Source organism: Hippea maritima DSM 10411, from assembly GCF_000194135.1.
Lineage (GTDB): Bacteria > Campylobacterota_A > Desulfurellia > Desulfurellales > Hippeaceae > Hippea > Hippea maritima.
Map to the genome: position 1 here is coordinate 1,347,818 of NC_015318.1, position 24,683 is coordinate 1,372,500.

General features: G+C 40.3%; 26 protein-coding genes and 5 tRNA genes (1 of these 31 cut by a window edge). 3 read left to right on the forward strand and 28 right to left on the reverse strand.

Going from position 1 to position 24,683, the window contains the following annotated elements; genetic code table 11:
• Positions 1-2: 2 nt before the first annotated feature.
• The 27 genes from rpsC to HIPMA_RS07205 form a co-directional block, all read right to left on the reverse strand.
• Positions 3-632 (reverse strand): 30S ribosomal protein S3, encoded by a 630-nt coding sequence (gene rpsC / locus HIPMA_RS07075; protein WP_013682359.1) that lies wholly within the window; start codon positions 630-632, stop codon positions 3-5.
• A gap of 10 nt (positions 633-642) precedes the next feature.
• Entirely contained in the window at positions 643-969 is a 327-nt protein-coding gene (rplV, locus tag HIPMA_RS07080; protein WP_013682360.1) for a 50S ribosomal protein L22, read from the reverse strand.
• Positions 970-982: 13 nt separating this feature from the next.
• Positions 983-1,264 carry a 30S ribosomal protein S19 gene (gene rpsS / locus HIPMA_RS07085; protein ID WP_013682361.1) on the reverse strand — a complete coding sequence of 94 codons (282 nt, stop codon included), beginning with the start codon at positions 1,262-1,264 and terminating at the stop codon, positions 983-985.
• A 12-nt stretch (positions 1,265-1,276) separates the two neighbouring features.
• Complete coding sequence (rplB, locus tag HIPMA_RS07090; RefSeq protein WP_013682362.1) at positions 1,277-2,104, reverse strand: 50S ribosomal protein L2; 828 nt, start codon at positions 2,102-2,104, stop codon at positions 1,277-1,279.
• A gap of 15 nt (positions 2,105-2,119) precedes the next feature.
• Positions 2,120-2,395, reverse strand: a complete 276-nt coding sequence (rplW, locus tag HIPMA_RS07095; protein WP_013682363.1) for a 50S ribosomal protein L23 — start codon at positions 2,393-2,395, stop codon at positions 2,120-2,122.
• A complete protein-coding gene (gene rplD / locus HIPMA_RS07100; RefSeq protein WP_013682364.1) occupies positions 2,388-3,011 on the reverse strand; it encodes a 50S ribosomal protein L4 in 624 nt (207 codons plus the stop codon). The genes rplW and rplD overlap by 8 nt, the downstream gene beginning before the upstream one ends.
• Before the next feature lie 3 nt (positions 3,012-3,014).
• On the reverse strand, positions 3,015-3,635 hold the full coding sequence (rplC, locus tag HIPMA_RS07105) for a 50S ribosomal protein L3 (protein WP_013682365.1): 621 nt from the start codon (positions 3,633-3,635) through the stop codon (positions 3,015-3,017).
• Between the two features lie 83 nt (positions 3,636-3,718).
• Positions 3,719-4,030, reverse strand: coding sequence for a 30S ribosomal protein S10 (gene rpsJ, locus HIPMA_RS07110; RefSeq protein ID WP_013682366.1), 312 nt, complete (start codon positions 4,028-4,030; stop codon positions 3,719-3,721).
• A 13-nt stretch (positions 4,031-4,043) separates the two neighbouring features.
• Positions 4,044-5,228, reverse strand: coding sequence for an elongation factor Tu (gene tuf, locus HIPMA_RS07115; RefSeq protein ID WP_013682367.1), 1,185 nt, complete (start codon positions 5,226-5,228; stop codon positions 4,044-4,046).
• Between the two features lie 10 nt (positions 5,229-5,238).
• Positions 5,239-7,314, reverse strand: coding sequence for an elongation factor G (gene fusA, locus HIPMA_RS07120; RefSeq protein ID WP_013682368.1), 2,076 nt, complete (start codon positions 7,312-7,314; stop codon positions 5,239-5,241).
• Positions 7,315-7,329: 15 nt separating this feature from the next.
• Positions 7,330-7,797, reverse strand: coding sequence for a 30S ribosomal protein S7 (rpsG, locus tag HIPMA_RS07125; protein ID WP_013682369.1), 468 nt, complete (start codon positions 7,795-7,797; stop codon positions 7,330-7,332).
• Between the two features lie 10 nt (positions 7,798-7,807).
• A complete protein-coding gene (rpsL, locus tag HIPMA_RS07130) occupies positions 7,808-8,182 on the reverse strand; it encodes a 30S ribosomal protein S12 (RefSeq protein WP_013682370.1) in 375 nt (124 codons plus the stop codon).
• Between the two features lie 65 nt (positions 8,183-8,247).
• Entirely contained in the window at positions 8,248-12,810 is a 4,563-nt protein-coding gene (rpoC, locus tag HIPMA_RS07135) for a DNA-directed RNA polymerase subunit beta' (RefSeq protein ID WP_013682371.1), read from the reverse strand.
• Positions 12,811-12,822: 12 nt separating this feature from the next.
• A complete protein-coding gene (rpoB, locus tag HIPMA_RS07140; protein ID WP_013682372.1) occupies positions 12,823-16,857 on the reverse strand; it encodes a DNA-directed RNA polymerase subunit beta in 4,035 nt (1,344 codons plus the stop codon).
• Positions 16,858-16,961: 104 nt separating this feature from the next.
• Positions 16,962-17,351, reverse strand: coding sequence for a 50S ribosomal protein L7/L12 (gene rplL, locus HIPMA_RS07145; protein ID WP_013682373.1), 390 nt, complete (start codon positions 17,349-17,351; stop codon positions 16,962-16,964).
• 18 nt (positions 17,352-17,369) lie between these two features.
• Positions 17,370-17,891, reverse strand: coding sequence for a 50S ribosomal protein L10 (rplJ, locus tag HIPMA_RS07150; protein ID WP_013682374.1), 522 nt, complete (start codon positions 17,889-17,891; stop codon positions 17,370-17,372).
• A gap of 100 nt (positions 17,892-17,991) precedes the next feature.
• Positions 17,992-18,690: a 50S ribosomal protein L1 gene (rplA, locus tag HIPMA_RS07155; protein ID WP_013682375.1), complete on the reverse strand. Its 699-nt coding sequence runs from the start codon at positions 18,688-18,690 to the stop codon at positions 17,992-17,994.
• Between the two features lie 44 nt (positions 18,691-18,734).
• A complete protein-coding gene (gene rplK, locus HIPMA_RS07160) occupies positions 18,735-19,166 on the reverse strand; it encodes a 50S ribosomal protein L11 (protein ID WP_013682376.1) in 432 nt (143 codons plus the stop codon).
• Positions 19,167-19,178: 12 nt separating this feature from the next.
• The gene (nusG, locus tag HIPMA_RS07165) at positions 19,179-19,718 is read right to left on the reverse strand and encodes a transcription termination/antitermination protein NusG (protein ID WP_013682377.1); all 540 of its coding nucleotides are present in this window, start codon (positions 19,716-19,718) and stop codon (positions 19,179-19,181) included.
• Positions 19,719-19,732: 14 nt separating this feature from the next.
• Entirely contained in the window at positions 19,733-19,915 is a 183-nt protein-coding gene (secE, locus tag HIPMA_RS07170) for a preprotein translocase subunit SecE (RefSeq protein ID WP_013682378.1), read from the reverse strand.
• Between the two features lie 10 nt (positions 19,916-19,925).
• Positions 19,926-20,002 (reverse strand) — tRNA-Trp (locus HIPMA_RS07175).
• A complete protein-coding gene (rpmG, locus tag HIPMA_RS07180) occupies positions 20,001-20,150 on the reverse strand; it encodes a 50S ribosomal protein L33 (protein ID WP_013682379.1) in 150 nt (49 codons plus the stop codon). Before rpmG ends, HIPMA_RS07175 begins: the two co-directional genes overlap by 2 nt.
• 4 nt (positions 20,151-20,154) lie before the next feature.
• A complete protein-coding gene (gene tuf / locus HIPMA_RS07185) occupies positions 20,155-21,339 on the reverse strand; it encodes an elongation factor Tu (RefSeq protein WP_013682367.1) in 1,185 nt (394 codons plus the stop codon).
• A 23-nt stretch (positions 21,340-21,362) separates the two neighbouring features.
• A tRNA-Thr gene (locus HIPMA_RS07190) sits at positions 21,363-21,438 on the reverse strand.
• Between the two features lie 15 nt (positions 21,439-21,453).
• Positions 21,454-21,530, reverse strand: a tRNA-Gly gene (locus HIPMA_RS07195).
• A gap of 14 nt (positions 21,531-21,544) precedes the next feature.
• Positions 21,545-21,630: transfer RNA gene (locus tag HIPMA_RS07200), tRNA-Tyr, on the reverse strand.
• A 3-nt stretch (positions 21,631-21,633) separates the two neighbouring features.
• Positions 21,634-21,709 (reverse strand) — tRNA-Thr (locus HIPMA_RS07205).
• A gap of 110 nt (positions 21,710-21,819) precedes the next feature.
• Between HIPMA_RS07205 and HIPMA_RS09440 the strand changes: the two genes are divergently transcribed.
• The 3 genes from HIPMA_RS09440 to queA are packed head-to-tail and all read left to right on the forward strand — an operon-like array spanning position 21,820 to position 24,254.
• Positions 21,820-22,056 (forward strand): hypothetical protein, encoded by a 237-nt coding sequence (locus tag HIPMA_RS09440; protein ID WP_013681235.1) that lies wholly within the window; start codon positions 21,820-21,822, stop codon positions 22,054-22,056.
• A complete protein-coding gene (locus HIPMA_RS07215; protein ID WP_013682380.1) occupies positions 22,049-23,212 on the forward strand; it encodes an IS481 family transposase in 1,164 nt (387 codons plus the stop codon). The genes HIPMA_RS09440 and HIPMA_RS07215 overlap by 8 nt, the downstream gene beginning before the upstream one ends.
• Before the next feature lie 10 nt (positions 23,213-23,222).
• Positions 23,223-24,254: a tRNA preQ1(34) S-adenosylmethionine ribosyltransferase-isomerase QueA gene (gene queA / locus HIPMA_RS07220; protein WP_013682381.1), complete on the forward strand. Its 1,032-nt coding sequence runs from the start codon at positions 23,223-23,225 to the stop codon at positions 24,252-24,254.
• Here the strand turns inward: queA and trmL are convergent.
• Positions 24,251-24,683 carry the 3' portion of a tRNA (uridine(34)/cytosine(34)/5-carboxymethylaminomethyluridine(34)-2'-O)-methyltransferase TrmL gene (gene trmL, locus HIPMA_RS07225; protein ID WP_013682382.1) on the reverse strand. It continues 56 nt past the right edge of the window, so 433 of the gene's 489 nt are visible here — the last part of the coding sequence; its start codon lies off the right edge, out of view — the gene reads right to left on this strand; the stop codon is at positions 24,251-24,253. The two genes, queA and trmL, sit on opposite strands and share 4 nt — an antisense overlap.

Below are 24,683 nucleotides of genomic sequence, written 5' to 3' on the forward strand. Positions count from 1 at the left end.
CCTTATTTTGGAGATACCATCCCGTTAAACACCCATACCTTGATGCCAATTACTCCTGCCTGGGTCAAGCTTTCAGCAAAACCGTAATCAATGTCTGCACGCAAAGTACTTAACGGAACTCTTCCTTCCTTAATCCACTCGGTACGGGCCATTTCGGCACCGCCAAGCTTACCAGAAATCTGAATTTTAATACCCTTCGCACCTTTTTTCAAGGCCAAATAGGCAGCTCTTTTCATAACCCTTCTGTATGGCATCCTTTTTTCTATCTGAAGAGCTATGTTCTCAGCTACGAGTTGGGCGTCTTTTTCAGGAACGGATACATCTCTAACATTTATTGTCACATTAGAATCGGTTAATGTTTTTATATACTCTTTAAGCTTCTCAACCTCTGCACCTTTTCTGCCAATGATGATACCCGGCATAGCTGCGTATATATTAACGGTCATCTTATTTCTTTTTCTTTCTATCTCTATCTTGGAGATTCCGGCATAGTAAACCTTAGATTTTATAGCTTTCTTGATTTTCTGATCTTCTAAGAACTTATCCTTAAAATCCCTTTCTGCATACCACCTTGATGTCCAAGTTTTTGTTATGCCTAATCTTAAACCGATCGGGTTTACCTTCTGACCCAAAACCCACCTCCTATTTGCCTATAATAACAGTAATATTGCTTGTTCTTTTTATAATTCTTCCTGCCCTACCCATAGCCCTTGCTCTATACCTTTTCATCCTTATACCATCGTCTGCTGTTACGTTTTTAACCTTGAAACTATCTACATCCATACCTTGCTCAAGCGCATTTGCAACTGCAGACTCAAGTAACTTTTTTAAGATAAAAGATGCCTTTCTATTGGAATATTTAAGTAAAACCAAAGCCTCATCTACACTTTTACCCTTAACAAGGCTTATAACCTCTCTAACCTTTATAGGTGATATCTTTGCACTCCTTAAAAATGCTCTTGCTTCCATAACTCACCAACCCTTATTTACCTATTTTCTTTTGAACCACACCTTTATGGCCCTTGAATGTTCTTGTAGGAACAAATTCTCCGAGTTTATATCCCACCATATTCTCAGTCACATACACAGGCACAAACTTTTTACCGTTGTGAACGGCAAAGGTAAAGCCAACAAACTCAGGTATAATGGTGCTCCTCCTGGACCATGTTTTTATCATAGTTTTTTTGCCCGAGGCCTTCATTTTCTCGGCTTTCTTTATCAACTTCTCGTCAACAAAAGGCCCTTTTTTCAGACTCCTTGGCATAAACTAAGCCTCCTATTTTTTCTTTCTTCTTGTAACAATGAACTTATCGGTTCTCTTATTGCGGCGTGTCTTATAACCCTTAGTAGGCACACCCCACGGTGTAACCGGAGTTCCACCTGTTCCCGTTTTACCTTCACCACCACCATGTGGATGGTCTATTGGGTTCATAGCAACACCCCTAACCTGAGGCCTGAAACCTTTATGCCTCATCCTACCAGCTTTACCCCAATTTATATTGGAGTGATCCGTATTACCAACCTGGCCAACAGTGGCATAACACTCAACGTTTATAAGCCTCATCTCTCCACTTGGAAGCCTTACATGGGCGTATTTACCCTCTTTCGCCATAATTTGAGCCATAGCTCCAGCACTTCTTACAAGCTGCGCCCCTGCTTTTGGTTTTAATTCAATATTATGGACTATTGTACCCACAGGTATTTTCTTTATCGGCAGGGCATTGCCCACTTTGATTTCCACATTCTCACCCGCTTCAACAACATCGCCAACCTTCAAACCCAGAGGGGCAAGAATATATCTCTTCTCTCCATCTCTGTAAGCCAATAGCGCTATCCTTGCGCTCCTGTTCGGATCGTACTCTATCGCTTTAACAGTAGCTGGTATACCTCTTTTGTCCCTTTTGAAATCTATAATTCTGTAAAACCTTTTGACCCTTCCGCCTCTGCCTCTTACACTTACATGGCCAGATGAGTCTCTACCTGCATGATACTTCAAAACCTTTATCAAGGATTTTTCGGGTTTTTTCTTTGTTATTTCGCTAAAGTCGGAAACGCTCGCAAATCTCAAACCGTTCGTTACAGGTTTGTAAACCTTGATACCCATGGCTTAACCTCTTTCTTAAAGTTCCTTCAAAGTTTGACCTTCTTTGAGTGTAACAATAGCCTTCTTATATGAAGGCCTCTTACCCTTTATACCTCTAAATACTTTTGTCTTTCCCTTTACATTTAATATGTTTACCTTATCCACCTCTACGCCAAATAACTCTTCAACAGCTTTCTTCACCTCGGTCTTATTGGCCTTCCTATCAACAACAAAAACGTATTTGTTTTCTTCCTGAGCTATAAAAGCCTTTTCAGAAATCACCCTCTCTTTTAAAACACTCCACTTATCCATTGGCGATTCTCCCGTTTAATTTCTCAACAACTGTTTTGGGGATAATAATATTTTGAAACCTCAAAACATCGTATGTGTTAAGTGTATCGATGTTTCTAACCTCTACACCTTTAATATTTCTTAAAGAAAGGTAAGCATTCTCCATGCCTTTTTCAAGAACAAACAGGGCTTTCTTCAAATTCAAATTTTTAACTATTTCGTAAGCGTCCCTTGTCTTTGGTTTTTCAAAACTCAAATCATCTATAACGATAAGTTTGCCCTCTTCAATCCTCTGGGCTAATGCTTCTATAAAAGCCACTCTCTTCTCTTTCTTATTCATTTTAAGCTCGTAATCCCTCGGTTTGGGCCCAAAAATAACACCACCGCCGACCCACAAAGGAGACCTAATAGAGCCTGCTCTCGCCCTACCTGTTCCTTTTTGCCTCCAAGGTTTCTTTCCACCACCAGATACCTCACCCCTTGTTTTAGTACTGGCGGTACCTTGTCTTGCGTTCATTAACATTGCCCTAACAACCCTATTGAACAGAACCCCTTTATTTTTCACCTCTTTAGGTTGAATGTTTATCTCAACCTCGCCAACGGCTTGATTCTTTTTATCTACAACCTTCACCTTCATCTTTTAGTTCCCCTTCTTAATAATATTAACATAGCTGCCCTTAGAACCAGGAACCGCACCCTTAATAGCTATAAGCTTTTTCTCTGGATCCACAAATACAACTTCAAGGTTTTTGATTGTAACCCTCTCATTACCATAATGACCAGGCATCTTTCTGCCTTTTACAACCCTTCCAGGGAATTCGCAGTTTCCGATTGAACCTACTCTCCTATTAAACATAGAACCATGTCCATCTGGACCACCTGCGAAGTTATGCCTCTTCATTACACCTGAAAAGCCCCTTCCCTTGGTGTGACCTATAACATCAACTATCTCGCCTTTCTGGAATATATCTACTTTTACCTCACCTTTAACCTCAAAAGAATCAACATCATCAACTCTAAATTCCTTAAGTATCTTTTTTGGTGATACACCAACCTTCTTATAAACACCCAATAGAGGCTTTGTAACCCTTTTTTCCTTGGTGTCTATAAAACCCACTTGAATAGCGTTATAGCCGTCCTTTTCTTTTGTCTTAATATCGGTTATAACACCTTCTTGCGCCTCTAAAACTGTAACAGGAATAGCTTTACCCTCTACATAAAGCTGCGTCATCCCCAATTTCTTAGCAATTAAACCTAACATCTATCTCACTCCCACAACAAGTTTATTAAAAGAAACAGAGGAACCCGCCTGCTTTGGCGGGTTCTTATTTCCATTTTTTATGTCTATTGTAGTTTTACTTCGATATCCACACCTGCTGGTAGATTTACTTTCATCAACGCATCAACCGTCTGTTGACTTGCCTGAACAATATCCAGCAACCTCTTATGAACCCTAATCTCAAACTGTTCCCTCGATTTCTTGTTAACATGGGGAGATCTCAATACCGTATACCTGGATATTCTTGTAGGCAACGGTATAGGTCCTTTGACCTTAGCGCCTGTCTTTTTGACCATATCTATTATATCTTTGACAGAGCTATCAAGAAGGTCGCTCTCAAAGGACTTCAATTTCAGCCTTATCTTCTGCTGCTCCATAGCTACCACCCTCTTACTCCAATATCTCCGTTATTACACCAGCACCAACTGTCTTGCCACCTTCCCTGATAGCAAAGCGTGTCTCTTTTTCTAAAGCAACAGGTGCAATGAGTTCAACTGTAAGTTCTACATTATCTCCTGGCATAACCATTTCAACGCCTTCTGGTAGGTGGACTGTTCCTGTAACATCTGTCGTTCTTATGTAAAACTGAGGTCTGTAACCCTCAAAGAATGGAGTATGTCTTCCACCTTCATCTTTGGTGAGAACATAGACCTGAGCTTTAAACTTCTTGTGAGGTGTGATGGAACCAGGTTTGGCTAAAACCATTCCTCTTTCAACTTCCTCTTTTTTGATACCCCTTAGAAGAACTCCAACGTTATCACCAGCTATTGCCTCATCAAGAATCTTTCTGAACATCTCAAGGGATGTAGCAACGGTCTTCCTTGTCTCACCGAAGCCTACTATCTCTATCTCCTCACCAGGCTTTAGAACACCTCTTTCAACCCTACCTGTAACAACAGTTCCTCTTCCTGAGATGGAGAAGATATCCTCTATTGGCATCAAGAACGGTTTATCTGCCTCTCTCTGTGGTGTTGGAATATATTCATCAACTGCATCCATTAGCTCTTCGATAGCCTTCTTTGCCTCTGGGTCTCCCTCTAAAGCTTTAAGAGCAGAGCCTCTAATTACTGGAACATCATCACCTGGGAAGTCATATTTAGATAGAAGCTCTCTAACCTCCATCTCAACAAGATCAATAAGCTCTGGGTCGTCAACCATATCTGTTTTATTTAGGAATACTACGATGTATGGAACATTAACCTGCCTTGCAAGAAGTATATGCTCTCTTGTCTGTGGCATTGGACCATCTGCTGCAGAAACAACAAGTATAGCACCATCCATCTGGGCAGCACCTGTAATCATGTTCTTGATGTAGTCAGCATGCCCTGGGCAGTCAACGTGAGCGTAATGTCTTTTATCTGTTTCATACTCAACGTGAGCTGTGTTGATTGTAACACCTCTTTCCCTTTCCTCTGGTGCATTATCAATTTCGTTGTAGTCCTTAAACTCTGCTTTACCCTTCTCTGCAAGAACCTTTGTGATAGCTGCAGTTAGAGTAGTCTTACCATGGTCAACGTGTCCAATAGTACCGATGTTAACATGGGGTTTTGAGCGGACATATTTTTCTTTTGCCATAAGAGCCTCCTTAAGCTTCTTTCTTTATTATTTTTTCAGCTATACTTTTGGGCACCTCTTCGTAGTGAGAGAACTGCATGGTGTATGTACCCCTACCTTGCGTTATAGATCTTAAAACCGTTGCATACCCAAACATCTCGCCAAGTGGAATATATGCCTTAATTATCTTTAGATTACCCTTTTCACCCATTTCTCTAATTTTACCCCTGCGGGAATTTATATCACCCATTACATCACCCAGATACTGCTCAGGGGTTGTAACCTCAACATCCATCACCGGTTCGAGCAAATACGGTTTGGCTTTTTTTGCACCATCTTTAAATGCCATGCTTGCAGCAATCTTAAAGGCCATATCCGATGAGTCAACCTCATGATAAGAACCATCGAATAATGTAGCCCTGAAGTCAACCATAGGATAGCCCGCCAGTACACCGCTTTCTGCTGCCTCTTTTATACCAGCTTCAACAGCTGGTATAAACTCTTTAGGGATAACGCCACCGACTATTTTGTCTACAAACTCAAAACCTTTACCTCTTTCAAGCGGCTCTATCTCTATCCATACATGACCATATTGTCCATGACCACCTGTCTGGCGAACAAACTTACCCTCTTGCTTAACCTTAGCCTTAATGCTCTCTTTGTAGGCAACCTGCGGTTTACCTACATTGACACCAACCTTAAATTCCCTTTTAAGTCTATCTACAATTATCTCAAGGTGAAGCTCACCCATTCCCGATATGATTGTTTGGTTAGTCTCTTCGTCGTATCTTATTCTAAATGTTGGATCTTCCTCTGCTAACTTCTGAAGTGCATTGGAGAGTTTATCTCTATCTGCCTTAGTCTTGGGCTCAACGGCTACAGATATAACAGGCTCAGGAAACTCCATAGACTCAAGTATTATAGGTTCTTTTTCATCGCACAGGGTGTCGCCTGTGGCTGTGTATTTTAAGCCAATAGCAGCCGCAATATCGCCTGCATAAACAACGTCCACATCTTCCCTTTTGTTTGCATGCATCCTCAAGAGCCTTCCGATTCTTTCAGTTTTACCCTTTGTAGAGTTATAAGCATAAGAACCAGCTTTAAGCGTACCTGAATACACCCTAAAGTAAGTAAGCCTACCTACATATGGATCACTCATAATCTTGAACGCTAAAAGACTTAACGGCTCTTTTTCATCAGCCTTTCTTTGAATTTCTTCACCAGTTTTAGGGTCAATACCCTTAACAGGAGGAATATCAAGAGGCGAGGGTAGAAAATCTACAACAGCATCCAATAAAGGTTGAACGCCTTTATTCTTAAACGCTGTACCACATAAAACAGGAGTAATTTTTGTCTCTATAGTTGCTTTTCTTATTGCCTTTATTATCTCCTCTTCCTTTATATTCTCGCCCTCTAAATACTTCTCCATTATCTCATCGTTAAAGTCGGCAAGTTTTTCAATCAAAGCATTTCTATATTCTAAAGCCTTATCGGCTAATTCATTCGGTATATCTTTCATCGAGAACGTGGCACCTAAAACATCTGAATCCCAAACAATTGCCTTCATTCTTATTAGATCTATTACGCCAACAAAGTTGCTTTCAGCACCTATAGGAAGTTGGATAACCAAAGGATTGCCGTTCAACTTTTCATCTATTTCATTAACAACATTATAGAAATCAGCGCCTATTCTATCCATCTTATTTACAAAAGCAATCCTTGGAACATGGTACTTATCAGCCTGTCTCCAGACCGTCTCACTCTGAGGTTCAACCCCCCCAACAGCACAAAAAACACCAACAGCACCGTCAAGTACCCTTAATGCCCTCTCAACTTCTACGGTAAAGTCAACATGACCGGGTGTGTCAATGATATTTATCATATGTTCACGCCAAAAGCAGGTCGTGGAGGCCGAAGTTATGGTAATACCCCTTTCCTTCTCCTGTTCCATCCAATCCATAGTTGCTGTTCCTTCATGAACCTCACCTATCTTGTGTGAAACACCCGTGTAATAGAGTATCCTTTCGGTAGTCGTTGTCTTACCTGCATCTATATGGGCTATGATTCCTATATTCCTCAACTTGCCAAGCTGATACTTACGAGCCACTTTTCATCACTCCTTTTACCATCTGTAGTGTGCGAAAGCCCTATTGGCCTCTGCCATCTTGTGCGTATCTTCTCTCTTCTTAACAGCACCACCTCTATTATTGGCAGCATCTATAATCTCACCAGCCAATCTTTCGAACATCCTTTTTTCACTTCTTTGCCTTGCGTAATCAACAAGCCACCTTACAGATAAACTCATCTGACGCTCAGGTCTAACCTCAACAGGAACCTGATATGTTGCACCACCGACCCTTCTTGGTCTAACTTCTATTTTAGGTGTTATATTTTCAATGGCTTTCTGTAAAACTTCCATCGGGTCTTCGCCTGTTTTTTCCTTAACTAGATCCATAGCATTGTAAAATATCTTGCTCGCTATAGACTTCTTACCGTCCCACATTATCTTATTGATAATCTTGCTAACAAGCACGCTACCGTATACTAAATCCGGTGGGACCTCTCTCTTTTCAGATCTTCTCCTCCTCATTTACCTCTCCTTACTCCTTAGGCTTCTTTGTTCCGTACTTGGAGCGTCCCTGTTTCCTGCCTTCAACACCAGCAGCATCCAAGGCACCCCTGATGATATGATACCTAACACCAGGCAAGTCCTTTACCCTTCCGCCTCTAACAAGAACAATAGAGTGCTCCTGCAGGTTATGCCCCTCACCTGGAATGTAAGCGGTAACCTCATATCCACTTGTGAGTTTAACCCTTGCAACCTTTCTCAAAGCTGAGTTAGGTTTCTTCGGTGTCGTTGTATAAACCCTTGTACAAACACCCCTTCTTTGGGGGCATGCCTGAAGGGCCAAAGTTTTTTTCTTTGCCTTAACCTTTTTTCTACCCTTCCTTACAAGTTGGTTAATCGTAGGCACTTCTTACCTCCCTTAAAATTTAGCTTGGCTAAACTAACAATAAAAGCTCGTTTTGTCAAGACTTTTTAATTTTCTTGCTCATCTTTTTCAGCCGGCTCCAAAATTATCTCGTCAAATTTCTTCTGTCCTGTACCTACAGGTATTAATCTTCCGACAATGACATTTTCTTTTAATCCCCTTAGATAATCAACCTGTCCGCTTATGGACGCTTCTGTCAAAACCCTTGTAGTCTCCTGGAAGCTTGCAGCAGAGATAAAACTATCTGTATTAAGAGATGCTTTCGTTATACCAAGTAGGACTATCCTACCAATAGCCGGTTTTTTACCTCTGCGTCTAAGGATCTCATTCTTACGGGTAAATACGAATCTGTTGACAACCTCACCTTCTATGAAATCACTATCACCAGCATCCTCTATGACAACTTTGGAGAGCATCTGTCTGACGATTATCTCTATATGCTTATCATTTATACTAACGCCTTGAAGCTTATACACCTGCTGAATCTCACTAACCAGCATCTTTTGAAGTTCTCTTTCACCCAAAATGGCCAATATATCATGCGGATTTATAGCGCCATCTGTCAAAGGCTCGCCCATCTCAACCCTATCACCTGGAAATACAAGCAACCTTTTGTTTCTTGGTATGAGGTATTCCTTTTTAACACCTCCCTTACCTACAGTAGATGTCACGATAACCTTTCTTTTGCCCTTGCTTTCCTTACCATAGGAAACAACGCCACTAATTTCACTGATAATAGCTGCATTTTTGGGCTTTTTTGCCTCAAACAATTCAGATACCCTTGGTAGGCCTCCTGTAATATCGGTTGTTTTGTCAAGCTCTTTAGGAATCTTTCCTATAACATCACCCGCCCTTACATATTCACCATTCTCTTTCTGCAGTATAACACCGGGAGGTATATAATACATGGCATCTTCGTTTATATTTGAGAATTTCTTTATCTTACCATTTTCATCCACTATCTCTATCCTAGGCCTCTTGGTAAGATCCTTACTCTCAACAACTACATTACTTTTCAGAGAGGTGATTTTATCCACCTCTTCTTTTATTGTAACATGAGGAATCAAATCGACCCATTTTACATAACCCTCGGCACCTGCAAGTAGGTAATCTGAGTAAGCATCCCACTCTGCTAAGGTTGTAGTGCTTATATAAAGTGTTGGATCGCTTTCAAATATTCTCCTTTTTTTCTCATCATCATAGCCAACAATAAGTGTGCCAGATTCAATAGTATCCCCGCTCTTAATATAGAGCTTAGAGCCCTTGGGCACGTAATACCTCACTTTTTCTTCATTGTTTTTCATAATAACAACATGGGTTCCATGCCTGTTAATTACGCCATCTTTGGGTGTATCTATTTCAACAAAACCATCACCTTCAAGTGCAATAAGTTTAACTTTTCCGCCTTCTTCCGCTTTTACAAATCTCTTTATAGTCTGACCATTCTCAACAAATACTTTAGCAGCATAGGGAATCTTTTTAGGGACATCAAATATTTCAAGCACTCTCTCTACGAGCAAAGACAGGCTTTCCACTTCATCTCCGTCTTTTACGGAGAATATATACTTACCGATAGCATTTGCGCCACCTGCTATAATATCTTCTTGGTTTACAAAATCTACCTTTTTGAGCTTATATTCTTCAGAACCTATTCTTAGATAGTAATAAGCCTTATCCTCTTCTATGTTAACTCTACCCTTATTTATTGAAACTATTTGTGGCTCTGTAACGAGTAACGCCGCATCTCTTCTTGATAACAATACTCTTTCATTATCAGAATTTAGAGCCGTATAAAAGTTAAAGAACCTTACAATACCAGCCCTCTTTGTTTCGGCAGACTTATTCTCCTTAGATAACCTTGAAGCCGTTCCACCAACATGGAATGTTCTAAGCGTAAGCTGAGTTCCCGGCTCTCCAATAGATTGAGCTGCTATTATGCCAACTGCCTCACCTACATTAACCTTTCCACTTCTTGCCAAATCCCTGCCATAACACTTAGCACAAACGCCTCTCTCTGCTTTACATGTAAGCGTAGAGAATATTCTAACTTGCCTAATACCAGCAGCTGTTATCTTCTCAACAGCTTCTTCATCTATCTCGTTACCTTCTTCTACTATAACTTCATTGGTAAATGGGTCTACTATATCTTCGGCGGCTGTTCTACCTAAAATCCTATCGGCCAAGGACTCAATCTCCTCACCGTTAACCATAATAGCTGATACTTCTATACCTTCTGTCGTTCCACAATCATCCATCGTTATGGTAACGTCCTGAGCAACATCTACAAGCTTTCTTGTTAGATAACCTGCATTGGCAGTTTTTAAAGCTGTATCTGCTAAACCTTTTCTTGCACCGTGGGTAGATGTGAAGTATTCAAGAACCGTCAATCCCTCTTTAAAGTTAGATTTAATAGGCGTTTCGATAATATCACCAGAAGGTTTTGCCATCAAACCCCTAACACCAGCCAACTGTCTCATCTGTTGCTGCGAGCCCCTTGCCCCTGAGTCGGCCATTATGTAAATAGAATTAAAACTTTCTCCGTATTCTCCGCCCAATTGCTTCATCATGGCTGCAGCAATTCTATCCGTAGCTGAACTCCAAATATCAACCGACTTATTATACCTTTCCTTGTCAGTTAAAAGACCTTGTCTGTAGTCTTCTTGAATTTTTCTAACCTCTTCCTCAGCTTTACTTATGATTTCTGATTTTTCTTCAGGTACAACCATATCCTCTATGGATATAGAAACACCTGCCCTTGTTGATGTCTCAAATCCCAAATCCTTAACATCATCTAAAAACTTGACAACAACAGGTAAATCCGCATGTTTGTATAGATAGGATATAAGTTTATTCAAATCCTTTTTCTTGAAGAGCTTATTTACATCTTTAAATGGTATTATCTTTGGCACTATCTCATAGAACAAAATCCTTCCAACGGTTGTATCGTGTATCTCTGAATCCACCCTAACCTTTATCTTAGCATTCAAGCTGCAGACACCGTTTTCATAGGCAATTCTAACCTCCTCTGGCGATGAGAAAACCATGCCTTCGCCTTTTTGATTGTCCTTAGCTTTTGTCATATAATAAACACCCAGAACCATATCTTGACTGGGCATAGCTATAGGATTGCCATGGGCAGGGGAAATTATGTTTTCCGTTGCAAGCATCAAAACTTCACTCTCCAAAACAGCCTCGGTACTTAACGGCACATGGACTGCCATCTGGTCACCATCAAAGTCTGCATTAAATGCCGGGCATACAAGTGGATGCAACCTTATAGCTTTCTCATCAGTCAATACAGCATGGAATGCCTGAATTGAAAGTCTGTGCAGTGTAGGAGCTCTATTGAGTAAGATTGGGTGTTCTTTTACAACATCTTCAAGTATATTCCAAACCTCTGGATCTTTTCTCTCGACCATCTTCTTGGCCGCTTTAACAGTTTGTGCATATCCCTCTTCAATAAGCTTATGGTGAATAAACGGTTTAAATAGCTCAAGGGCCATAATCTTGGGCAAACCACATTGATCCATTCTGAGATTCGGACCTGAAACAATAACGGAACGGCCGGAATAATCAACCCTCTTTCCAAGCAGGTTTCTTCTGAAACGCCCTTCTTTACCCCTGATAGACTCACTCAATGACTTTAAAGGCCTGTTGTTTGAAGCCCTAACAACTTGCTTCCTTCTACCGTTGTCTATAAGGGCATCAACAGCCTCCTGGAGCATTCTCTTCTCATTTCTTATGATAATTGACGGTGCTCCAAGTTCCATCAGCCTCTTTAGCCTATTGTTTCTATTTATAACCCTCCTGTAGAGGTCGTTTAAATCACTTGATGCAAACCTGCCACCCTCCAAAGACACCAAAGGCCTCAAATCAGGCGGTAAAACAGGTAAGACATCCAATATCATCCATTCTGGTTTATTACCACTTCGCTTAAATTGCTCGGCAAGTCTCATTCTCTTTATAAGCTTTTTCTTCTTTGCCTCTGACTTTGTTGATTCTATTTCATCTTTAAGTTCTAAAATTAGAAGGTCTAAGTCCATTTTTCTTAGGAGTTTCTGTATAGCAGAGGCACCCATCTCAGCTGTAAATCTTATGCCATACTTCTCAGAATAAGACCTATATTGTGATTCGTTCAAAACGGTTTTTACGGGCAATTCCTCAACTTCACTCTCTATAACTATGTAAGACTCATAATAGATGACTCTTTCTAAATCCTTCAGCTTTACATCAAGCAGGGAAGCCATTATGCTGGGAACCGAGCGTAAATACCAAATATGAGCTACAGGTGCTGCAAGCTCTATGTGCCCCATCCTTTCGCGTCTAACCTTAGACTTTGTAACCTCAACACCGCACTTTTCACAAACTATACCCTCATATTTCTGCCTTTTATACTTACCACATAGGCATTCATAGTCCTTTATAGGCCCGAATATCTTTGCGCAAAACAAACCATCCCTTTCGGGTTTAAAGGTTCTATAGTTAATAGTTTCAGCTTTTTTTACCTCTCCGTGGCTCCATTCTCTAATCTTTTCAGGCGATGCCAATTTTATTCTTATAGCATCAAAGTCCTTGGAAGACTTAGGCTTACCTTTTAGAACTGTAAACATACCTGGCTCCCCCTATTTCCTTCTTATATCCTTAAGCAGCTCCACATCCAAACACAGAGCCTGCATTTCCTTTACCAACACGTTGAACGATTCTGGAACACCGCCCAACGGGATTGGTCTTCCCTTAACGATTGCCTCATATGTCAACTTTCTACCATCAACGTCGTCGGATTTTACTGTTAACATCTCATGGAGTGTATAAGCTGCACCGTATCCCTCAAGTGCCCAAACCTCCATCTCTCCGAACCTCTGGCCACCAAAGTTGGCTTTTCCCCCAAGAGGCTGTTGAGTAACCAAAGAATACGGGCCAACACTCCTTGCATGAACTTTATCATCAACAAGATGGTGTAGTTTTAATACATACATGACACCAACGGTTACAGGCTCTAAGAACTTCTCACCCGTTATACCATCATAGACCTCACTCTTAAGCCTCTTAAAGCCTAGAAGACCCTCTAAATATTCCAAATCCTTTTCTTTTGCACCTTCAAATACAGGGTTTGCAAAGTGAACGCCTCTTACCCATTCCTTAGCATACTTTTCTACCTCTTCATCACTTAAACTCTCTATAAGTTCTCCTGCCTTCTCGCTATTGTATATCTTTTTGAGAAAGTCTTTCAGTATATCCTTTCTTCCAGCCTTAAGCAGATGGTCTATTTTCTTACCTAGGCCTTTTGAGAGCCACCCAAGGTGGGTTTCCATAATTTGGCCAATGTTCATTCTGGAGGGAACACCAAGAGGATTTAAAACTATATCAACAGGTGTCCCATCTTCCAAGAAAGGCAAATCTTGAACAGGCAAGATTTTTGATACAACACCTTTATTTCCATGGCGACCACTCATCTTATCGCCAACGGAAAGCTTTCTTTTTGTTGCTACATAGACATTGACAACAGAGATAACACCAGGAGGCAAGTCACTTTCTTTCTCAACCCCTTTTATAAGCTTAGTATGATAATCTTTGATGGATTTCTCCATTTCTTTATAGTGCCTATTCAAAGCTTTTATATCAAAATCCTTAGGCAAAAGCGGCACAAGTTCTTTTTCGGATAATCCCTCAAGCTCTTCTTTTGTCTTTATGTCACTTTCAATTATTGCATCTTTAATACTATCGAGTCTTAGCTTACTCAACAATTCGAGCTTATGCTTAAGTTCCTTATTTATCTTTTCTTTCTGCTGCTCTATTATTTCCTTTTCCCTTGGATTAATTTTTGCCCCACGCCTGTGCATAATTCTAACATCAACTACTATACCGCTTGTATCCGGAGGAACTCTAAGTGATGTATCGGCAACATTGGTAGCTTTCTCTCCAAATATTGAGCGCAAGAGTTTCTCTTCTGGAGAATAATGGGTTTCAGCTTTCGGTGTAACCTTACCTACAAGTACATCATTCGGCTTTACATAGGCACCAATTCTAACTATGCCATTTTTGTCTAAATTTCTCAATGTCTCACTTGAAGCATTAGGTATATCTGCCGTTATCTCTTCCATGCCAAATTTGGTATCCCTTACATAGAGGGTAAATTCTTTTATATGTATCGAGGTGTACAAATCCTCCTCAACGACCCTTCTTGAGATTGTAATACCATCCTCATAATTGTAGCCCCTCCAAGATACAAAAGCCACAACTAAGTTTTTACCCAAAGCAAGTTCTCCCTTATCCATAGAAGGTCCATCTGCTATGATTTGACCTGTCTTTACCTCATCACCTACATCAACTATAGGGTTATGGGAGAAACAGGTATCTTGGTTTGAGCGAATAAATTTTTTCAATGGATAGACATCTAGCTCATAACCATTCTCTGTTTTGCAAGAGATGTATATCTTATCGTCTATCCTTACAACCTTACCGTCTCTTTTAGCCACTACAGCATAGCGTGAATATTTTGCAACAACAGGCTCAAGGCCAGTACCCACAAGCGGCGCTTCAGGTCTAATAAGGGGAACAGCCTGTCTTTGCATGTTAGACCCCATCAATGCCCTATTGGCATCATCGTGCTCCAAAAAAGGAATTAAACCTGCGGCAACGGAAACTATCTGATTTGTTGAAATATCCATAAGGTCAACATCTTCCCTTTTTACAACAACAAATTCACCATCTTTCCTTGCAGAGACATATTCGTTTTTAAATGTTCCATCTTCATTTAACGGTGCAGAAGCCTGGGCTATTATATGACCCTTCTCCTTCGATGCTGAAAGATAAACAACCTCATCTGTAACCCTTCCATCTTTTACAATCCTATATGGAGTTTCTATAAAGCCAAATTCATTTATTTTAGCATAAACGGCTAACGATGAAATAAGTCCAATGTTGGCACCCTCTGGGGTTTCTATAGGACATATTCTACCGTAATGAGTTGGATGTACGTCTCTTACTTCGAAACCAGCTCTTTCTCTGGTAAGACCGCCGCTTCCCAATGCAGACAACCTTCTTTTATGTGAAATTTCAGAAAGGATATTGGTTTGATCCAAAAATTGAGACAGCTGACCTGTAGAAAAGAAGTCCTTTATAGCAACAGCCACTGGTTTGGCATTTATCACATCATAGGGCATGATATTTTCCGCATCGGACATTACCATCTTATCCTTTATGAGCCTTTGCATTCTCAAAAGGCCATTCCTTATCTCACGGTAAAGCTGATCCCCTACAAGGTTAACCTTCCTATTGGAAAGGCTGTCAACATCATCAGGAATTACTTGATCATTTTCAAGCAAAACTACATGTTTTATAAGACCCACAAAATCTTCCCTCGTGAGGGTTCTAACATCTTCTGGCACATTTATATTAAATGTTTCATTTAATCTTATTCTTCCCTCTTGAGATACATCATATCTCTCTGGATTAAAAAACAGATTCTCAAAGAATTTCTTGGCATCTTCTATAGATGTATGTTCACCCGGCCTTAGAAGTGTATGTATAAATACCCTTGCCAAATCATCAATAGCTATACTGTCCGGTAAGGCAACTTTTCTTTTCCTTAAAACCTCCCTTGATGCTATAACAGTATTTAAAATGAGATAGTCATCAAATTTTGAGTATAGGACATTAAACTCCTTATCAAACTTCTTTAAAAAGCCTAATTTTTCCTTGGTTATCTTAGTGCCTATACCCAAAACTACATCTACGCCTTCTTCATCTTCAGCCTCTACAATCTCAGCCGAATACTTATTGTAAAGCTCGCTTTCTCTTATCGGTACATATTCAACGCCAACATCTTTAAGTTGTCTAAATAGCCTAGTAGTGAGCTTTCTTCCTTCCTTTATTACAACTTCACCATCAATCTCCACATCTTTATCAACTTTAAAACCTATTATAGATTCACTTAGCTGCGCAAATATTTGACCGTTTTCTATCTTTACCCTTACAACCTCATAGAATTCCCTTAATATATCGGCCTCACTCATACCCATAGCCTGAAGCAGTATCGTGGCAGGGAATTTCTTCTTCCTGTCAATTCTGGTAGATAGAACCTCTCTCGGCTCTGTCTCAAACTCTACCCAGCTTCCTCTTTCTGGGATTATCTGGGCATAATAGAGTCCTTTTCCACCTATATCACCCGTCTTTTTGAATATGACACCTGGTGAGCGATGAAGCTGTCCAACTATAACTCTTTCAACTCCGTTTATAATAAAACTACCAGATTCAGTTATAAGGGGAATTTCACCTACATATATTTCCTGCTCTTTTATGTCCTCAACACCTATTTTTTCACCCGTTTGTTCATCTACAGTCCACTGGGTAAGCCTAACTTTTATTATGAGATTGCCTGTGTAAGAAATTCCTTTAACCTTACATTCATCTGGATCAAATTTGGGTGGGGTTATATCCCAATCAACCAACTCAAGTCTAAGCCTACCATGCACATCATCTATAGGAAAAATGGACTTTAAAGCATTATCCAAATTTTTTTCTTTTTTGCTGTTCTTTTCCAAGAATGTTTGGTATGAATTTATGTTAAGCCTTAAAAGGTCAGGAATCTCCAAAACCTTTTTAGCTTTTGAAAAGTTCACACGCATTCTATATTCCAATTTAAGAGGCTCAGCCATTATGCACCTCGTTTATTTTTAATAGAAAAGGTTTATTTTTTAGAAAAAAAAAGGAAAGAGACATAAGCCTCTTTCCTTGCCGTTTTATCCCCTTCAAGATAAACTTATTTAATCTCTATCTCTGCGCCAACCTCTTCAAGCTTAGCCTTAATCTGTTCTGCCTCTTCCTTGCTGACCTTCTCTTTCACGGCCTTTGGAGCGGAGTCAACCAAAGCTTTAGCCTCTTTGAGTCCAAGACCTGTAATCTCTCTAACAACCTTAATAACCTGGATCTTCTTGTCGCCAGCCTTGTTGAGAACTACATCGAACTCTGTTTTCTCCTCAGCAGCAGCCTCACCGCCAGCAGCTGGAGCGGCAGCTGCAGCAACAGCAGCAATAGGTGCAGCAGCACTTACACCGAATTTATCTTCAAGCTCCTTAACAAATTCAGCCAACTCAACAACTGTCATATTCTCAATAAAAGCAATAACATCCTCTTTTGTAATCTCAGCCATCTCTAATCAAACCTCCTCTTAATTTTCTTTCTTTTTCTCTTCTATTGCTTTAAGCGCATACAGAAGCTGCCTTATATTTGCAGCCAATACATTGACAAAGCCAGATATAGGTGCTTTCATTGTGCCCAACACCTGAGCAAGTAGCACTTCTTTTGGCGGCAGACTGCTCAAAGCCTTTATATCTTCGGCAGAAAGTAGTTTACCACCCAAGAATCCAAACTTGACTTCAAGTTTTTTAAACTCCTTGGACTTATCTACAAGGAGCTTTGCCAAAGCTGCAGGGTCATCAAACCCTAAAGCAAAAGCGTTAGCACCTTTTAGCTGTTCCTTCATGGCATCCCATGGAGTACCCTCAATGGCCTTCTTTACGATGTTGTTCTTAATAACATTAAAGGTGCAACCAGCCTTCTTAATCTCATTCCTAATGTTTTCCATCTCAGCTACAGTAAGACCGCTATAACCTGCCACTATGACAATCTTGGCCTCTTGTAGCTGTTCAGCTAACCGTTTGGCTAGCTCTACCTTTCTCTCTTTCTTCAATATCCCCCTCCTTTCCTGGACGGGCCAAAAACTGGTCTCCTGCAGGCTCTCTTTAAAGCCCCAAAGCTACCCACAGTCTTTGACCTCTAAATAATTTATATTAACGCTGAAGTGATTGCACATTTATCCTCACACTTGGTGAGTGTGTAGTTGCTATATGAAAAGATTTTATATATTTACCCTTGGCTGCAGCTGGTTTAGCTTTCATTATTGCCTCATACAAAGCAAATATATTCTCTTTAAGCTTTTCATCTTCAAAAGATTTTTTTCCAACGCCTGCATGTATATTTGCTGTTTTATCTACCCTAAACTCAATCTCTCCAGCTTTTGCCCTTTTGACAGCGTCAGCTACATCAAAAGTAACAGTCCCCACCTTTGGGTTTGGCATTAAGCCTCTTGGACCCAAAATCTTACCTAAACGACCCACAACACCCATCATATCGGGTGTTGCTATAACCTTGTCAAATTCAAGCCAGCCTTCTTTTGCGATCTTATCTGCATATTCCTGGCCGCCCACATAATCAGCACCAGCCTCTTCTGCTTCTTTTATTTTTTCACCCTTTGCAAACACTAAAACCCTAACGGTCTTACCCGTTCCATAGGGCAAAGCCACAGATCCTCTAACAACTTGGTCTGAATGTCTCGGGTCAACCCCAAGCCTCATGTGCACCTCTACAGTCTCATCATAGTTAGCATAAGCTATCTCTTTGAGAATCTTTAAGGCTTCATCCAAAGAATATTCCTTCAAGTAATCGTACTTCTTCAAAGCTTCAATGTACTTTTTACCTCTTTTTGCCATCGCTCCTCCCTTCGAGCTCCCACCTTAATGTGGTAATAAAGATTTCAAAACTCCTCTACTTCTACACCCATATTGATAGCTGTTCCAGCTACTATCTTCATAGCCTTCTCAATATCATCCGTATTAAGATCGGGTAGCTTTATCTTTGCAATCTCTTCAAGCTGCTGCTTGCTTAGTTTTCCGACCTTCTGTCTTGCTGCATCGGATGAGCCTTTCTCTATCCCCAAAGCTTTCTTAATAAGAGAACTTGCCGGTGGAGTCTTTGTTATAAAATCAAAAGACCTATCTGAATAAACAGTGATAACAACAGGAACAATATCCCCGACCCTGTCCTTTGTAACATCATTAAATTTTTTAACAAAGTCCATTATGTTTACACCATGCTGACCCAAAGCAGGACCAACAGGCGGAGCAGGTGATGCCTTTCCCGCTTCTATCTGAAGCTTAATTTGAGCAGCTACCTCTTTCTTAGCCATTGCAAAACTCCTTTATTCCACTTTCTCTACTTGATTGTAATTCAGTTCAACAGGCGTTGAGCGCCCGAATATGCTTATCAATATCCTTAATCTTCCCTTATCTACATCAACCTCATCTATTGTGCCTGTAAAGTTGGCGAATGGACCATCCAATACTCTAACCTGCTCGCCAGGCTCAAATGATACAGATAATCTCGGGGCCTCTTTGGAACTCTCCACACGCTGCATAATATCCCTTATTTCTTTCTCATCCATAGGAAGAGGCTCATTTTTATAACCAACAAAACCCGAAACAAATGACATTCTTTTTACAAGATTGTAAAGTTTATCACTCATGCGGGCCTTAACAAAGACATAGCTCGGATAGAGGCATTTTTTCACTTTTTCCTTTTTGTTGTTCTTCTTTATTTCAATAACCTCTTCAAAAGGTACAAAAATCTCCTCTACCTCGCCTTCCAAACCTTCTTCCTTAAGCTTGTTTTGAAGCATAACCTTTACTTTATCTTCATAACCAACCTGCGTATGGATAGCATACCACTTAAAATCGCTCATTTATAAACAACCTTCTATTTGAAAAGTGATTGTAATCCTACAGAGAGAAAATAGTCCAGCAGGCTCAAAACAAAAGCCACTATTACCGTAAAAACTATCACGGAAATAGTGGCTGATGAGACCTCTTTTTTGCCAGGCCAGACTACTTTTTTAAACTCTATTTTAACCTCTTCTAAAAAACTCAACACCTTTTTCATAACAAAAAAATGGCAGGCCAGGGAGGACTCGAACCCCCAACCAACGGTTTTGGAGACCGCCGCTCTACCAATTGGAGCTACTGGCCTACTTTACCTCTCTATGTATTGTGTGTTTTCTGCAAAATGGACAATATTTCCTTAACTCAAGCTTCTCTTTATTTTTCTTCTTATCCCTTGTGCTGGTATAGTTTTTTCTTTTACACTCAGAACAAGCAAGCGTTACCATCTCGCGCATTTTCTTACTCCAATATCTCCGTTATTACACCAGCACCAACTGTCTTGCCACCTTCCCTGATAGCAAAGCGTGTCTCTTTTTCTAAAGCAACAGGTGCAATGAGTTCAACTGTAAGTTCTACATTATCTCCTGGCATAACCATTTCAACGCCTTCTGGTAGGTGGACTGTTCCTGTAACATCTGTCGTTCTTATGTAAAACTGAGGTCTGTAACCCTCAAAGAATGGAGTATGTCTTCCACCTTCATCTTTGGTGAGAACATAGACCTGAGCTTTAAACTTCTTGTGAGGTGTGATGGAACCAGGTTTGGCTAAAACCATTCCTCTTTCAACTTCCTCTTTTTTGATACCCCTTAGAAGAACTCCAACGTTATCACCAGCTATTGCCTCATCAAGAATCTTTCTGAACATCTCAAGGGATGTAGCAACGGTCTTCCTTGTCTCACCGAAGCCTACTATCTCTATCTCCTCACCAGGCTTTAGAACACCTCTTTCAACCCTACCTGTAACAACAGTTCCTCTTCCTGAGATGGAGAAGATATCCTCTATTGGCATCAAGAACGGTTTATCTGCCTCTCTCTGTGGTGTTGGAATATATTCATCAACTGCATCCATTAGCTCTTCGATAGCCTTCTTTGCCTCTGGGTCTCCCTCTAAAGCTTTAAGAGCAGAGCCTCTAATTACTGGAACATCATCACCTGGGAAGTCATATTTAGATAGAAGCTCTCTAACCTCCATCTCAACAAGATCAATAAGCTCTGGGTCGTCAACCATATCTGTTTTATTTAGGAATACTACGATGTATGGAACATTAACCTGCCTTGCAAGAAGTATATGCTCTCTTGTCTGTGGCATTGGACCATCTGCTGCAGAAACAACAAGTATAGCACCATCCATCTGGGCAGCACCTGTAATCATGTTCTTGATGTAGTCAGCATGCCCTGGGCAGTCAACGTGAGCGTAATGTCTTTTATCTGTTTCATACTCAACGTGAGCTGTGTTGATTGTAACACCTCTTTCCCTTTCCTCTGGTGCATTATCAATTTCGTTGTAGTCCTTAAACTCTGCTTTACCCTTCTCTGCAAGAACCTTTGTGATAGCTGCAGTTAGAGTAGTCTTACCATGGTCAACGTGTCCAATAGTACCGATGTTAACATGGGGTTTTGAGCGGACATATTTTTCTTTTGCCATAAGAGCCTCCTTAAAAAAACTTATGGAGCCCACGAGCGGGCTCGAACCGCCGACCTCTTCCTTACCAAGGAAGTGCTCTACCGGCTGAGCTACATGGGCACAAATAAATAAAAATGGAGCGGGAAACGGGACTCGAACCCGCGACCCTCAGCTTGGAAGGCTGATGCTCTAGCCAACTGAGCTATTCCCGCTCTTAAAATTAAAATGGTGGAGAGGGGAGGATTCGAACCTCCGAAGGCGTAAGCCGGCAGATTTACAGTCTGCTCCCTTTGACCGCTCGGGAACCTCTCCACATGGAGCTGGCGAAGGGACTTGAACCCCCAACCGGCTGATTACAAGTCAGCTGCTCTACCGATTGAGCTACGCCAGCAAGCAAAATGGGATTATATACAGTTAATTGCATTTGTCAACAAAAAAATAGGTATTTTACCAGATAGGTCCAAACATACTTACCACCTAAAGCAAATAGAGGTAATATCTATGTCTGAGAATGAGAATGATAGAAAAGAGAGTGGAGGCACCAACATGGAAGTGAAGAGAATAAGAAAGATAGTAGGGGCAGAAAACCTGAAAGTAGGTTTTCTGCCCGTTAAATCTTTCTCTTTCTCAAGGGCTGATGCAGCCCACATCCTCTTTTGCATATTCAAATCACTGGATTTGAATATAATAGGAAGACCCATAAAACTCCTAAAGGGATGGAGGCTGCATCATGGATAGTATATACCACACTTTGAGAAAATCAAACCCTGCAAGTGCAAGAATTTTGGTCAGAAAGGTTTTAGAGAAAAACAACGGCAATGTCTCAAAAACAGCAAGAATACTTGGCATATCAAGGGCTACAGTGAGAAGGGCAAGGGATGGAGAACTAAATGACTTATCAAGAAGACCAAAGAACATAAGAAAAAAGATAGACTGTTCTCTTGAAAAACTCATTGTTGAAGAGGCAAAAAGCACAGGGTACAGATACAGGCTTCTAAGCTATTACCTAAAGAACAAATACTCCATAGAGATAAGCGAAAACACAATAAAGAAGGTTTTAAAGAGAAACAGGGTGAGGAAAAAGAAAATAAGGACTCTAAACAAAAACAGAAGGCATCTTTATGATTATGAACACCTGACGCCCTTTAGCCACCTTCAGATAGACACAAAACACATACTGGATGAAACATCTCTACCAAAGAGCGTGTATAGACACATAGAGAAATACGACCTGCCAAAATATGAATGGAACGCAATAGATGTAAAAACGAGAATGAGATTTACAGCTTACTCCCATACTCTTTCTGCATCCTTTGGATTTGCTTTTATCCTTTTTGTCGTACTGTGGTTAAAGCTGCACAATGTAAGGGGAAAAATAAACATAAGGTTGGACAACGGTTCTGAATTTGCATCCTCAAGCAGAAGAAAATTGGATGAATACAACGAATTCTTTTCAAAACTGAATGTAGAGTTAAAACCCATACCACCAGGTGCAAAACACCTCCAGGCTATAGTTGAAAACTCACACAGAAAAGACGATGAATCATTTTTCTCCATTCATCCAGAAAGGTGCAGGAATGACGCTGAGTTCTTGCTCAAAGCTCAACAATGGCAGGATACATGGAATACAGCAAGACCTCACTATGGCATAGACATGAACGGCCTAACGCCTTTTGAGAAACTGAAATCAACAAAAGCTATGATATCTGAAAACATAGTAAGGTTTCCAACCTTACTACTGGAAGATATCATAAGGGTAGCAGGCTACCCTTATGAATGGTTGAGTAAGTTTGTGAACCTGTATATATTTAGTAGAGGTGGTAAGTATGTGTGGACCATTTACCAAAATAGGTATTTTTTATTTTCTTGTTCTAAAAGGCAGAGTGTATTATAATGACAGCGATATGGAAGTAAGCCTTTTTGATTACAATCTACCCAAAGAACTGATAGCACAACACCCTCACATACCCAGGGATGAATGCAAACTTTTGGTGTGTAATAGACAAAATCACACAATAGAACATAGAATCTTTAAAGAGATCATAAACTACATAGACGAAAACGACCTGCTTGTATTAAACGATACCAAGGTAATACCTGCTCGCATCTTTGCCCAAAAACCCACAGGCGGAAAGATAGAGATATTTTTGCTTGAGGAGATAGGAAAAGGAAGATTTTTATGCCTAACCAGAGGCAAACTAAAGAAAGACACGATCGTTTACCTAAAAAACTCAAAAACAGCACGCATAACACGAATAGAAAACTCAGACAAACGCATAGTTGAGTTTGAAACCAATGAAAACATATACGAACTACTTGAAGATATTGGAGAGGTCCCACTACCTCCCTATATCCAACGCAATTACGACAATTACAACAAAGAAAAGGATTTTAAATATTACCAAACAGTTTTTGCCAAAAAGGAAGGTGCTGTAGCAAGCCCAACGGCAGGTCTGCATTTTACAGAAAAACTTATAAACTCCATAAAAGCAAAAGGAGTAAAAATAGCATACATAACACTGCATGTTGGTATAGGAACCTTTAGGCCTGTTAAAGAAAAAGAGGTGGAAAAACACAAAATGCATTCAGAGAAATACCAAATAAGCAAAGAAACCGCCGATCTATTCAATCAAACAAAATCAAAAAGGAGGAGAGTAATAGCCGTTGGAACAACAGTGGTTAGAGCATTAGAAAGCTCAATAAACAAAGATGGGATTCTAAAACCACAGAAATCTTCAACAGATATATTTATCTATCCTGGCTATAAATACAAAGCAGTGGATGCACTTATTACAAATTTTCACCTGCCAAAATCCACCCTACTAATGCTTGTAAGTGCATTTTATGAAAGAGAGAAAATACTAAATTGCTACAAGGAGGCAATAGATAAACATTACCGCTTCTTCAGCTTCGGTGACGCCATGTTTATTTATTAAAAACAAACCTGCCTTATGGCCTCGTAGAGCACAACAGCAACACTGTCAGCCAAATTTAGCGAACGCACCTTATCCGTCATAGGTATATTTATAGCTTTATCAAGATTGGCCTCTATAAAATCATTAGGTAAGCCCTGTGTCTCAGAACCAAAAATCAAAAAATCACCCTCTTCAAAATAAACTTCAAAATAAGGCTTTACGGCTTTGGTTGAGGCAAGAAAAAATTTTCTATTGCCATATTTGTTCAAAAAATCGCTTAATGAGTCATGCATCTCTAATTTGAGGTTTTCCCAATAATCCAGACCTGCTCTTTTAAGTCTTTTATCGTTCAGAGAAAAACCCAAAGGTTTTATCAGATGCAATGTGGAATTTGTGGCTACACAGAGACGGGCAATATTTCCAGTGTTGGGTGGTATGTCAGGTTGAAAT

Bases quoted from the DNA above. Each gene is read 5' to 3' on its own strand.
- rpoC (WP_013682371.1), bottom strand. From the start codon at position 12,810: ATGTTTACAGTTCTAAAAGGTAAGCCTAAGTCTTCCAAGGACTTTGAT.
- rplB (WP_013682362.1), bottom strand. From the start codon at position 2,104: ATGGGTATCAAGGTTTACAAACCTGTAACGAACGGTTTGAGATTTGCG.
- rpoB (WP_013682372.1), bottom strand. From the start codon at position 16,857: ATGGCTGAGCCTCTTAAATTGGAATATAGAATGCGTGTGAACTTTTCA.
- secE (WP_013682378.1), bottom strand. From the start codon at position 19,915: ATGAAAAAGGTGTTGAGTTTTTTAGAAGAGGTTAAAATAGAGTTTAAA.
- rplW (WP_013682363.1), bottom strand. From the start codon at position 2,395: ATGGATAAGTGGAGTGTTTTAAAAGAGAGGGTGATTTCTGAAAAGGCT.
- rplL (WP_013682373.1), bottom strand. From the start codon at position 17,351: ATGGCTGAGATTACAAAAGAGGATGTTATTGCTTTTATTGAGAATATG.
- rplC (WP_013682365.1), bottom strand. From the start codon at position 3,635: ATGTTAGGTTTAATTGCTAAGAAATTGGGGATGACGCAGCTTTATGTA.
- rpsJ (WP_013682366.1), bottom strand. From the start codon at position 4,030: ATGGAGCAGCAGAAGATAAGGCTGAAATTGAAGTCCTTTGAGAGCGAC.
- queA (WP_013682381.1), top strand. From the start codon at position 23,223: ATGGAAGTAAGCCTTTTTGATTACAATCTACCCAAAGAACTGATAGCA.
- rplV (WP_013682360.1), bottom strand. From the start codon at position 969: ATGGAAGCAAGAGCATTTTTAAGGAGTGCAAAGATATCACCTATAAAG.
- tuf (WP_013682367.1), bottom strand. From the start codon at position 21,339: ATGGCAAAAGAAAAATATGTCCGCTCAAAACCCCATGTTAACATCGGT.
- HIPMA_RS09440 (WP_013681235.1), top strand. From the start codon at position 21,820: ATGTCTGAGAATGAGAATGATAGAAAAGAGAGTGGAGGCACCAACATG.
- rplA (WP_013682375.1), bottom strand. From the start codon at position 18,690: ATGGCAAAAAGAGGTAAAAAGTACATTGAAGCTTTGAAGAAGTACGAT.
- rpmG (WP_013682379.1), bottom strand. From the start codon at position 20,150: ATGCGCGAGATGGTAACGCTTGCTTGTTCTGAGTGTAAAAGAAAAAAC.
- HIPMA_RS07215 (WP_013682380.1), top strand. From the start codon at position 22,049: ATGGATAGTATATACCACACTTTGAGAAAATCAAACCCTGCAAGTGCA.
- nusG (WP_013682377.1), bottom strand. From the start codon at position 19,718: ATGAGCGATTTTAAGTGGTATGCTATCCATACGCAGGTTGGTTATGAA.
- tuf (WP_013682367.1), bottom strand. From the start codon at position 5,228: ATGGCAAAAGAAAAATATGTCCGCTCAAAACCCCATGTTAACATCGGT.
- rplD (WP_013682364.1), bottom strand. From the start codon at position 3,011: ATGAAGGTGAAGGTTGTAGATAAAAAGAATCAAGCCGTTGGCGAGGTT.
- rpsS (WP_013682361.1), bottom strand. From the start codon at position 1,264: ATGCCAAGGAGTCTGAAAAAAGGGCCTTTTGTTGACGAGAAGTTGATA.
- rplK (WP_013682376.1), bottom strand. From the start codon at position 19,166: ATGGCTAAGAAAGAGGTAGCTGCTCAAATTAAGCTTCAGATAGAAGCG.
- rpsG (WP_013682369.1), bottom strand. From the start codon at position 7,797: ATGAGGAGGAGAAGATCTGAAAAGAGAGAGGTCCCACCGGATTTAGTA.